At 64.7% G+C, this 11,188-nt stretch carries 8 protein-coding genes and 1 pseudogene; 3 read left to right on the forward strand and 6 right to left on the reverse strand.

Annotation, left to right across the window (positions count from 1 at the left end; translation table 11 throughout):
• Positions 1–581, reverse strand: a 581-nt coding sequence (locus EOA32_RS25640; protein ID WP_145971349.1) for a LysR family transcriptional regulator, incomplete at its 3' end; no start/stop codon positions are given.
• 278 nt (positions 582–859) lie between these two features.
• Between EOA32_RS25640 and EOA32_RS25645 the strand changes: the two genes are divergently transcribed.
• Genes EOA32_RS25645 through EOA32_RS25655 form a run of 3 tightly spaced genes read left to right on the forward strand, consistent with a single transcriptional unit; the run spans position 860 to position 5,469 of the window.
• Positions 860–3,790, forward strand: coding sequence for a molybdopterin oxidoreductase family protein (locus EOA32_RS25645; protein WP_128373206.1), 2,931 nt, complete (start codon positions 860–862; stop codon positions 3,788–3,790).
• On the forward strand, positions 3,787–4,521 hold the full coding sequence (locus EOA32_RS25650; RefSeq protein WP_128373207.1) for a 4Fe-4S dicluster domain-containing protein: 735 nt from the start codon (positions 3,787–3,789) through the stop codon (positions 4,519–4,521). Before EOA32_RS25645 ends, EOA32_RS25650 begins: the two co-directional genes overlap by 4 nt.
• Before the next feature lie 12 nt (positions 4,522–4,533).
• Positions 4,534–5,469 carry a DmsC/YnfH family molybdoenzyme membrane anchor subunit gene (locus tag EOA32_RS25655; protein WP_128373208.1) on the forward strand — a complete coding sequence of 312 codons (936 nt, stop codon included), beginning with the start codon at positions 4,534–4,536 and terminating at the stop codon, positions 5,467–5,469.
• A 7-nt stretch (positions 5,470–5,476) separates the two neighbouring features.
• Here the strand turns inward: EOA32_RS25655 and pdeM are convergent, their stop codons facing one another.
• From pdeM to EOA32_RS25680, 5 genes and pseudogenes are all read right to left on the reverse strand, one after another.
• A complete protein-coding gene (gene pdeM / locus EOA32_RS25660; protein WP_095832736.1) occupies positions 5,477–6,193 on the reverse strand; it encodes a ligase-associated DNA damage response endonuclease PdeM in 717 nt (238 codons plus the stop codon).
• Between the two features lie 16 nt (positions 6,194–6,209).
• The gene (locus tag EOA32_RS25665) at positions 6,210–8,741 is read right to left on the reverse strand and encodes a ligase-associated DNA damage response DEXH box helicase (protein WP_128373209.1); all 2,532 of its coding nucleotides are present in this window, start codon (positions 8,739–8,741) and stop codon (positions 6,210–6,212) included.
• 222 nt (positions 8,742–8,963) lie between these two features.
• The gene (locus tag EOA32_RS25670; protein WP_128373210.1) at positions 8,964–9,824 is read right to left on the reverse strand and encodes an NlpC/P60 family protein; all 861 of its coding nucleotides are present in this window, start codon (positions 9,822–9,824) and stop codon (positions 8,964–8,966) included.
• 50 nt (positions 9,825–9,874) lie between these two features.
• The gene (locus tag EOA32_RS25675) at positions 9,875–10,225 is read right to left on the reverse strand and encodes a MarR family winged helix-turn-helix transcriptional regulator (protein WP_066996450.1); all 351 of its coding nucleotides are present in this window, start codon (positions 10,223–10,225) and stop codon (positions 9,875–9,877) included.
• Between the two features lie 114 nt (positions 10,226–10,339).
• Positions 10,340–11,188: pseudogene (locus tag EOA32_RS25680) on the reverse strand (leucyl aminopeptidase family protein); the annotation flags it as partial.

The raw sequence follows: 11,188 nt of genomic DNA on the forward strand, positions 1-11,188 counted from the left end.
CTGATGATCCAGCGCAACGACCTGATGTCGAGGTTTCCCGCCGGCGTCATCGGAAGCTCGGGATGTGAGCCCGCCACGACCAGCATCGGGCGATCCTCATCGACCGTGGCGCGCCGCAATATGTCGGACTCGGTTCGGCCTTCGACCAGCCCGAAATCGGCCCGGCCGTCCAGCACATTGGTTTCCACTTGCCGCGTGTTGCCGATGGTGACGCTCAGGCGCACCGCCGGATAGGCCTCGTGGAAGGATGCCAGGCGCCTCGGCAGCCAGTAGCTCGCGATGGTCTGGCTGGCCGATATCGACAGGCTGCCGGTGATGGTCTGGGAAACATGCTCCAGCACGTTGTGGGCAGCCGCTGCCCGTTCCAGAACAGCCTTGGCTTCCGGCAGGAAGCGGTGGCCGGTCTGCGCGAGCTCGATGTTGCGGCCGACCCGGTTGAACAGCCGCACGCCATGCTGGCTTTCAAGCGCGCGGATGGCGGCAGAGGCGGCGGATTGCGAGATGCCGAGCAGCTCGGCCGCCTTGGTCATGTGGCCATGCTCGGCGACGGCGACGAAGATGCGAAGCTGATCGAGGGTCATGGCCAACTAAGAAGCAAAATCGATCGGAATTACAAGAGCGGCTTGTTAGACAGATCAATCGCTTTGTTCTAACTTTTTACCCGAGCTTGGAAAAAATTGGCCGTTCTGCCGCCAAGGTTGGAAATGATCGGGCGCTTCAAATCTCTTTTCGCGCATTGGAGCCGCCAGCTGAAGCGGCAGTTCGCCGGCGACCGCTACCATCCTGAGCTGCACTATATGCGCGGGCCCGGTCCGAAGACGAAGGCCAAGATGGCAAGCGGCAAGAGCGTTCGCGGATCATGAGCCTAGCTGAGCCACGCGGCGCAAACTCCGCGCCCTCGCAGCGGCCGCTGGCCGACAGCCGGGCGCCTGAAGAAGGCGACGGCGTCGAGACCTCGCCGAGCGTGTCCGACCGCATCGCCAAAACCACCTGCTACATGTGCGCCTGCCGCTGCGGCATCGACGTCCACATCAAGGACGGCAAGGTGCGCTACATCAACGGCAACAAGGACCACCCGGTGAACCGGGGCGTGATCTGCGGCAAGGGCAGCGCCGGCATCATGCAGCATTACAGCCCGGCGCGGCTGAGGAAGCCGCTGCTGCGCACAGGGCCTCGCGGCTCCGGCGAGTTTCGCGAGATCGAATGGGACGAAGCGCTCACCATCGCCACCGAGCGGCTGACGGCGATCCGCCGCACCGATCCGAGAAAGCTTGCCTTTTTCACCGGGCGCGACCAGTCGCAGTCGCTGACCGGCTGGTGGGCGAGCCAGTTCGGCACGCCCAACTTCGCCGCCCATGGCGGCTTCTGCTCGGTCAACATGGCGGCCGGTGGGCTCTACACGATCGGCGGCTCGTTCTGGGAGTTCGGCGAGCCCGACTGGGACAATACGAAATACTTCATGCTGTTCGGCGTCGCCGAGGATCACGATTCCAACCCGATCAAGATCGGCCTCGGCAAGCTCAAGGCGCGCGGCGCCAAGGTGGTGTCGATCAACCCTTGCCGCACCGGCTACAACGCGATTGCCGATGACTGGATCGGCATACGACCCGGCACGGACGGACTGTTCGTGCTGGCGCTCGTCCATGAGTTGCTCAAGGCCGGCCGCATAGATCTCGACTATCTGCTGCGCTACACCAACGCGCCGGTGCTTGTCGTGCAGGATCCCGGTTCCGCCGATGACGGATTGTTCATGCTCGATGGCGACAGCAGCCTGTTGGCTTGGGACAGGGTGGCGAAGGCGCCCGTCAATGCCGCCGATCCGGATGCCAAACCAGCACTGACCGGCAACTACACCGTCAATGGCCGCCGCTGCGCACCGGTATTTCAGCTGATCGCCGACCGATACCTGCACGAAAGCCATTCGCCGGAGGCGGTGGCGGAGCGCTGCGGGGTCGGCGCCGACACCATCCGACGGATCGCGGCGGAGCTGGCGCATGTCGCCTTCGAGCAGGCGATCGAGCTGCCGGTCGCCTGGACCGATTGGGCCGGCCGCCGGCACGAGACGATGAAGGGCCGGCCGGTGTCGATGCATGCCATGCGCGGCATCTCGGCCCATTCCAACGGCTTTCATACTTGCCGCGCCATCCACCTGCTGCAGGTTCTGCTCGGCACGGTGGACGTGCCCGGCGGCTTCCGCTTCAAGCCGCCCTATCCGCGTTGCGCGCCGCCGGGGCCAAAGCCCGCAGGCAAGAACGTCCGCCCGATGACGCCGCTGGAGGGCATGCCGCTCGGCTTCGTCTCAGGGCCCGACGATCTGCTCGTCGACGAGGTCGGCACACCGATCCGCATCGACAAGGCCTATTCCTGGGAAGCGCCCTTGGCCGCCCACGGCCTGATGCACAGCGTCATCCGCAATGCCTGGGCCGGCGACCCTTATCCGATCGACACGCTGATGATGTACATGTCGAACATGGCCTGGAACTCCTCGATGAATACCGTCGAGACGGTTCGTATGCTCACCGACATGGACGAGGCGGGCGACTACAAGATCCCCTTCATCATTTATTCCGACGCCTATTATTCCGAGACGGTGCCGTTCGCCGACCTAGTGCTGCCCGACACGACCTATCTCGAGCGGCACGACTGCATCAGCCTGCTCGACCGGCCGATCAGCCATGCCGACGGGCCGGGCGATGCCATCCGTCACCCGGTGGTGCAGCCGGACCGGGATGTCCGGCCGTTCCAGTCGGTGCTGATCGAGCTCGGCGCGCGGCTCGGCCTGCCTGGTTTCGCCAACGAAGACGGTTCGGCGAAACACCGCGACTATGCCGACTACATCGTCACCCACGAGCGCACGCCCGGCATCGGCCCGCTTGCCGGCTGGCGCGGTAAGAACGGTGACGCGATCGGCAAAGGCGAGGTGAACCCGGACCAGCTGCAGCGCTACATCGACAATGGCGGTTTCTGGCACCACGGGTTCGCCGACGACCAGCGCTATTACAAGATGGGCAACCGCGCCTATCTCGACTTTGCCGTGCAGATGGGATTCATCTCCAAGGCCGATCCGATCATCTTTCAGCTCTATTCCGAGCCGATGCAGCGCTTTCGCCTCGCCGCGCGCGGTCATGGCAAGGTGCAGCCGCCGGAGGCCGAGCGCGACCGGATCGAAGCCTATATGGACCCGCTGCCGTTCTGGTACGCGCCCTTCGAGGACGACACCGTCGATCTCCAGAAATATCCGCTGCATGCGCTGACGCAGCGGCCGATGCATATGTACCATTCCTGGGGCTCGCAGAATGCGTGGCTGAGACAAATCACCAGCCAGAACCGGCTGTTCGTGCACCGGCGGACGGCAGCGAGGCTTGGGCTGGCCGACGACGACTGGGTGTGGATCGAAAGCATCAACGGCCGCGTGAAGGGTCAGATCAAGCTGATCGACGGCGTCAACCCGGACACTGTCTGGACCTGGAACGCTATCGGCAAGCGGCGCGGCAGCTGGGGGCTGAAGGACGACGCCGCAGAGAGCAATCGCGGCTTCCTGCTCAATCACATCATCGGCGACCAGACCGCGGCTACCGTCAACGGCAAGCGTTATTCGAACTCCGACCCCGTCACCGGACAGGCGGCATGGTTCGACGTGCGCGTGCGTATCGCCAAATGCGCCGCGGAAGAGGCCGGCTTCACCGAGCCGCAATTCGAGCGCTTGCGGCAGCCGCCAAATTTCGAGCCGTCACCGGATGTGCTTCGCTTCGGCGATGGATTCCGCATAAAAAGGGAAGCCGCCGAATGACCTGCCTTCCCGCCCAAACCGAGAAGAAGCTCGGCCTCGTCATCGACCTCGACACCTGCGTCGGCTGCCAGGCCTGCGTCACCGCTTGCAAGGAATGGAACACCGGCGGACACATGGCGCCGCTGACCGACATCGAGCCGTATGGCGGGCGTGTCGACGGCGTCTGGTTCAACCGCGTGCACAGCTATGAGCACACGACCGAACAAGGCGGCCGCACGGTGAACTTCCCGCGCTCCTGCCTGCATTGCGAGCAGCCAGCCTGCGTCACCGTCTGTCCGACCGGCGCCTCCTACAAGCGCGCCTCCGACGGCATCGTGCTGGTCGACGAGGACAAGTGCATCGGCTGCAAGCTGTGCAGCTGGGCCTGTCCCTATGGCGCGCGCGAATTCGATACGGATGTCGGCGTGATGAAGAAATGCACGCTGTGCGTCGACCGCATCTACAACGATAATCTGGCGACAGAGGACCGCGTGCCGGCCTGCGTCGCCGCCTGCCCGACCAGCGCCCGCCATTTCGGCGATCTGGGCGATCCCGCCTCGGCAATCTCGCACCTGGTGGAAGAGCGTGGCGGCGTCGAGCTGATGCCCGAGCTTGGCTACAAGCCGACCAACAAATACCTGCCCCCGCGTGCCCGCACCGAGCGCGCGGCGAAGGTGGACGCGCCGGCGCTGGAACCGATCCGGACCGACGGGGGCTTCCTCGGCTGGATCGACCGCATGCTTTCGAACTGAATTCGCCCAGCCATGCATCCCGCCTATTCCGTCGTGTTCTTCACCACCGCCACCGGGGCCGGCTACGGCCTGCTGGCGCTGCTCGGCGTCCTTGGCGGGCTGGGATTCATCGCACCCGATTTCTGGCTCGGGCTCGTCGGCATGGCGCTTTCGCTTGGCTTGATCGTGGCCGGCCTGCTCTCCTCGACCGGCCATCTCGGCCGCCCTGAACGCGCCTGGCGCGCCTTCTCTCAATGGCGAAGCTCCTGGCTGTCGCGCGAAGGGGCCGCCTCGGTTGCGACCTTCATCCCGGCCGGGCTGTTCGGCATTGGCTGGGTGCTGATGGGCAAAAGCGGCGGTTGGGTGGCCATCGTTGGCCTGCTGGCTGCCGCCGGCGGCGTCGTGACAGTCTGCACGACCGGAATGATCTATGCCTCGCTGAAGCCGATCGCGCAGTGGCACAGCCGATATACTTTGCCGGCTTATCTTATCTTCTCGGCAATGACGGGTGGCGTGCTGCTCAACGGCCTGCTGCGAAGCTTCGAGGCCGGATCAACCGCGGTTCTGGCCGGCGCGCTGCTTGCCACGCTCGCCGGGTGGGGCTGGAAGCTTGCGACCTGGCACTACAACGACAAGCTGGAAATCCCGACCACGGCCAACACGGCGACCGGCCTCGCCGGCGGCACTGTGCGGTCCATCGAATGGCCGCACACCGAAGAAAACTACCTGCTCAAGGAGATGGGTTTTCGCATTGCGCGCAAGCATAGCGCGAAGCTGAGGCGCATCACGCAGGTGCTGGCCTTCGCCGTGCCGGCCATCTTGCTCGTGATCGCCTTCGCCTTGCCATGGCCTTTCGCAGCAGCCGCATCACTGCTTGCAGCGCTTATGCAATTCGCGGGCATGCTGGTCGAACGCTGGCTGTTCTTCGCCGAGGCAAAGCACACCGTCACGCTCTATTACGGGAGATGAAGCCGCTTCAGCCCGGCCGCAGCATCGAGCCGGAAATGGCAAAGATGCGCTCCGCACCCAGCATGTAGGCAACAAGCGTTTCCAGGCGGAACAGTCCGGCATAGGCGCGGTCGAGCACGTTGAGCGAGCCGGTATAGGCGCCGAAGGCCGGCATGATCATGCGGCCGCCGTCACCGGCGAAGCAGCGCCGCCTGACCGAGCGGCCGCGCTGGACGATGCGGGCGCAGGGGTGCAGATGGCCGGCGATCTCGCCCTCCACCCGCAGCTTGGATGGTTCATGGCGGAAGACAAGCGAACCGATCGCGAGTTCCCTCACCGTCTCGCCAGGCAGGTCGGCGGGAGCATCCGGATCATGATTGCCGGCAACCCAGAACCAGTCGCGGCCGGCCATCATCGCCTCCAGCCGCTCGCGGAAGCTTAGATGCATGCGCTCGGCGCCGCCGCCGTCGTGGAAGGAGTCGCCAAGGCTGACGACGATCCGCGGACCGTAGTCGGCGATCACGGCCTGCAGGCGCAGCAAGGTCGCACCTGTGTCATAAGGCGGGATCAGCGCGCCGCGCCTGGCGAAGGACGAGCCCTTTTCGAGATGCAGGTCGGAGACCGCAAGCAGCCGCAGATCGGGGAAATAGAGCACGCCGCGCCGGTCGCAAACCGCGCGTTCGCCGGCGATGCCGACAAAGTCGGCCTCGGCGATCAGCGTTGCGCGCGACAGCGAAAAATCCATCCCCTCTTGCCTTCGCTCAGTCGGCCATCTCCGGCCCCATGGCCTCTTCAACGAGGGTGGCGGCATCCATCAACAGCGTTTCATCCGCCTCGCCATGCACCGGCATCTTGCCGATTTCGAGCATGATCGGCACGGCTAGCGGCGATATCTGTTCCAGGTCCTTATGCACGATTCGACCGCGGATGCGCGAGAGCATCTCGGCAAGTCTGCTGACATCGAGCAATCCGGTCGCTGCATCGGCACGCGTCGCCTGGAGCAGGATGTGGTCGGGCTCGTGGCTGCGCAGCACGTCATAAATCAGGTCTGTCGAGACAGTGACCTGGCGGCCGCTTTTCTCCTTGCCGGGATGACGTTTCTCGATCAGTCCGGAGATCAGCGCGCAGTTGCGGAAGGTGCGCTTGAGCAGCCAGCTGTCGGCAAACCACGCCTCGAGATCGTCGCCGAGCATGTCCTGATCGAAGAGCGCAGCCAGCGATGGTTTTTTGTTTTTAAACATCCAGCCCATGTCGGCCAGCGACCAAATCGCCAACGCATAGTCGGTGGCAACGAAGCCGACCGGGTTGGCGCCCGCTCGATCCAGGCGGCGCGTCAGCAGCATGCCCAGCGTCTGATGCGCAAGCCTGCCTTCGAACGGATAGGCTACGAGATAGTGCCGGTTTCCGCGTGGAAAGGTCTCGATCAGCAGATCGTCCCGTTTCGGCAGGACGGATTTATCCGCCTGAAACCGCAGCCAATCGGCCACCTGCTCGGGCAGCTTCTTCCAGCGCTGCGGATCGTCGAGCATGGCGCGCACCTGCTCGGCGAGATAAGTCGAAAGCGGGAATTTGCCGCCGCCATAGTAGGGCACCTTTGCTTCGCTTCCGGGAGCATTCGACACGAAGCACTCATTGTCGCGGATACCCTCGAAGCGCAGAACCCTTCCGGCGAACATGAAAGTGTCGCCATAGGTCAAGGTCTCGAGAAACGCTTCCTCGATCTTTCCCAAGACTCTGCCGCCGCGCGAGGCCGCGCCCTTGCTTCCAGCCTGGACGTAACGAACGTTGAGGGCCGGCACTTCGATGATGGTCCCGACATTGAGCCGGTACTGTTGCGCCACGCGGGGATTGGATACTCGCCACAAGCCTTCCTTGGTTTGGCGAATGCGGGCGTAGCGCTCGTAGTTTCTCAGCGCGTATCCGCCGGTGGCGACGAAGTCGATGACCCGGTCGAATGTCGGGCGGTCTAGGCTGACATAGGGCGCAGCCGACCTCACCTCGTCAAACAGCGCGTCGGCGTGGAACGGGGCACCGCAGGCGCAGCCGAGCACATGCTGCGCCAGCACGTCGAGCCCGCCATTGACCAAAGGCGGCGTGTCCTGCGCGCCGAGATAGTTGGCGTCGAGCGCGGCACGGCATTCAAGCACCTCAAACCGGTTGGCCGGGATCAGGATCGCCTTCGATGGCTCATCCATGCGGTGGTTGGCGCGGCCGATGCGCTGCGCCAGGCGGCTGGCCCCCTTCGGCGCGCCGACATGCACGACCAGATCGACATCGCCCCAGTCGATGCCCAGGTCCAATGTCGAGGTGGCGACGATAGCGCGCAAGGCGTTTTCGCCCATCGCCTTCTCGACCCGCCGCCGCTGGGCGACGTCGAGCGAGCCGTGATGCAAGGCGATCGGCAACGTGTCGTCGTTGACGCGCCACAGCTCCTGAAACAGCAGCTCGGCCTGGCTGCGCGTGTTGACAAAGAGCAGCGTCGTCTTGTGCCGCTTGACCTCGCGATAGATCTCCGGAGTGGCGTAGCGGGCGGAATGGCCAGCCCATGGCACCCGCTCTTCGGAATCGAGAATGGAGATGTCGGGCTTGGCGCCGCCTGTCACGACGATCAACTCGGACATGGCCTCAGGGGAAGCCTGACTGACCAGCCAGCGCCGCAACTCATCCGGCTCGGCGACCGTAGCCGACAGGCCGATGGTCTGCAGCTCAGGGACAAAGGCGCGCAACCGCGCCAGGCCTAGCGCCAAAAGATGCCCGCGCTTCGAGGTGACGAGGGAATGCAATTCGTCGAGGACGACATAACGCAAATCCTCGAAGAAGCGCCTGGCGTCGGCCGCGGCAATCAGAAGCGCGAGCTGTTCGGGGGTGGTGAGCAGGATGTCGGGCGGTGCGAGCTTTTGCCGCTGGCGCTTGTGCGAGGGCGTGTCGCCGGTGCGGGTTTCGATGGTCACCGGCAGTCCGATCTCCTCGACCGGCTTGCCGAGATTGCGCTCGATGTCGACGGCCAGCGCCTTGAGCGGCGAGATGTAGAGCGTGTGGATGCCACGATGCGCCCCACCGGGCTTGCGGCGCGGACGTCTGGCGAGCTCGGTAAGCGAGGGCAGGAATCCGGCCAGCGTCTTGCCGGCGCCGGTCGGCGCGATCAGCAGCGCCGATTGGCCGGCTTGAGCCTTCGCCAGCAGTTCGAGCTGGTGGGCGCGCGGCGACCAGCCTTTTGCAGCGAACCATTTTTCGAACGGTTCGGGGAGAAGGACGGCGACATTCTGTTCGGCAAGGCGCGGCTGCTCTGTCACGCGCAAAGAGGTAGCGCGCTGGCAAGCGATCGCCAAGGAAAATCGGAACAAAAGGGGATCATTCTTCCCCTCTCCCCATTGGGAGAAGGTGGCCCGGCGCGCAGCGCCGAGACTAATGAGGTGATCCAGCTCGGCCTACTTGCCCCTCACCCATTGCCAACGCGATTTGCGAAGAGCAAATCGGGGCAATCCTTACCTCTCCCCCTGGGAGAGGTAAGGGCGCTAAGGCCTGCGGAACCCGGTCGGGCCGCCATAGAGATAGCCGATCCGCTCGACGGCCTCCTTCAGCCCTTCGCGCGAGACCAGCATCGTGTGGCCATTGGCGTGGATCATGTCCTTCGCGTCGGTCATGATGGCGACGTGGCCCTTCCAGAAGACGAGGTCGCCGCGCTGCAGCCCGGAAAAGTCAGGGCCCGGCTCGAGCGGCGTCCCGATCGATGTCGCCTGCATGTCGGAGTCGCGCAGCACATCCTTGCCGGTCATGCGCATCGACAGTTGCACGAGGCCGGAGCAGTCGATGCCGAAGCCGGAGACGCCGCCCCAGAGGTATGGCGTGCCGAGGAAGCTTTCGGCGACCGCTACAAAGTCGGCTGCCACCTCGGTAAGCGGCCGCAGATGGCGGGCAATGACCGCCTGGCCGGACGGCAGCAGTGCGTAGTGCGTGCCGCGCGTTTCGGCGGAACCCGTCACCGTCACCTCGGAGCCCATCGACAGTTGCCCGCCGATCGGGAAGCACAGGTCCGGTCCGGGATAGAGGAAGGTGCGCGGCACGGAGACGATGTGGGTGGGCGCATGCTCACGTGCGCCGAGCACATTGTCGGCGGCATAGCCGACATAGCCGTCGCGCTCGGCCTGCACCCAGGCCCAGCCTTCCGCAACCTCGAAGACCAGCACGTCGTCGCCGAACAGCGCCTGCGTGTTGATGCCGGCATCGGGGCGCGGAGCCTTGCGCAGGTCGGCGACGGCGGCGGCGATCCGCGCCGGGCGGCCGGCGACAAAGCGGTCGGCGGCGACTTTCCCCATCAGCCTGGCATCGGCGAGATCGGAACGAAAGGCGTGAAGGCGGGCATCCCTGGCGGTCAAATCGGTAGTCCAGTCAAATGGGTTTATCGGTCAGACAGACGAGTTATCGGTCAGATGGGCAGCTCATGCGCCTTTGCGACGATACCATCGCCGAAGCGCTCGACAAAGAGCGCGCCCTCCACCGTGCGCCGGATCAGCACATTGCGCTTGTCGAGCTCGTCGCGGTGGCGCGAAACCAGCTTCAGCGCGCCCATCGTATCGAGCGCGCGGGTAATGACCGGCTTGGTGACGTTGAGCCTCGCGGCCAGCCCGCGCACCGTGTGCGGCGGCGGATCGAGGTAGATGGTGAGCAGGATGGCGGTCTGGCGCATGGTGAGGTCGGGCGCGTCGTCGCGCACCTGCGACAGCAATACCTGCTGCCACAGTCGCAAGGCCTGGCTCGGGCGCATCGAGATCGACATTTTCCAACCATGACGGCAAATTGTTTCGCTTCCGTTTCAGTCCAAAGCGTTTCGCCGGCTTTTCGACGAGCGGCTGTTTTTAGCTGCTTCTGGACGCACTCTCCTGGAATCGCTCTATCCGAACCGAGTCGAGATGATCCGCTCCAGCGCGCGAATGCCTTGCGCTTCACCCCCGGTCAGGCCGTGCGGGCGGTCATTCGGGTTCCAGGCAAAAATGTCGAAATGCGCCCAGCCGGGCGTCTTCTCGACAAAGCGCTTGAGGAAGAGCGCCGCCGTGATCGATCCGGCGAAGCCGTCCGTCGTGACATTGTTGACGTCGGCGATCTTCGAGGAAAGCTTCGCGTCATAGGGACGCCACAGCGGCATGCGCCACAGCGGATCCTCGACAGCAAGCGAAGCCGCAGCCAGGTCGGACGCCAGTGCCTCGTCGTCGGTATAGAAGGGCGGCAGATCGGGGCCGAGCGCAACACGGGCCGCTCCGGTCAAGGTCGCCATGTCGAACAGCAGGGCCGGCCTTTCCTCGTCGGCAAGCGCCAGAGCGTCGGCCAGCACCAGCCGGCCTTCAGCATCGGTGTTGCCGATCTCCACCGTTATGCCCTTGCGGCTCCTCAGCACGTCGCCAGGCCGGAAGGCATTGCCGGCGATCGAATTCTCGACCGCAGGGATCAGGACGCGCAGCCGCACATTCCGTTTCGCCGCCATGATCATCGAGGCGAGACCCAGCACGTTGGCGGCGCCCCCCATGTCTTTCTTCATCAGCAGCATGCCCGACGACGGCTTGATGTCGAGGCCGCCGGTGTCGAAGCAGACGCCCTTGCCGACCAGCGTCACCTTCGGCGCGTCGCTCGGGCCCCAGGTCATGTCAATCAGCCTCGGCGCGCCGGCCGAGGCGCGGCCGACAACATGGATCATCGGAAAATTCCGCGCCAGGAGATCGTCACCCTTGACGACGGAGACGTCGGC

It is taken from the genome of Mesorhizobium sp. M1A.F.Ca.ET.072.01.1.1 (assembly GCF_004023325.1).
In the GTDB taxonomy this organism is placed as follows: domain Bacteria; phylum Pseudomonadota; class Alphaproteobacteria; order Rhizobiales; family Rhizobiaceae; genus Mesorhizobium.

Excerpts from the sequence above, each read along its gene's own strand:
- EOA32_RS25645 (WP_128373206.1), top strand. The coding sequence starts at position 860 with ATGAGCCTAGCTGAGCCACGCGGCGCAAACTCCGCGCCCTCGCAGCGG.
- EOA32_RS25650 (WP_128373207.1), top strand. The coding sequence starts at position 3,787 with ATGACCTGCCTTCCCGCCCAAACCGAGAAGAAGCTCGGCCTCGTCATC.
- EOA32_RS25655 (WP_128373208.1), top strand. The coding sequence starts at position 4,534 with ATGCATCCCGCCTATTCCGTCGTGTTCTTCACCACCGCCACCGGGGCC.
- pdeM (WP_095832736.1), bottom strand. The coding sequence starts at position 6,193 with ATGGATTTTTCGCTGTCGCGCGCAACGCTGATCGCCGAGGCCGACTTT.
- EOA32_RS25675 (WP_066996450.1), bottom strand. The coding sequence starts at position 10,225 with ATGTCGATCTCGATGCGCCCGAGCCAGGCCTTGCGACTGTGGCAGCAG.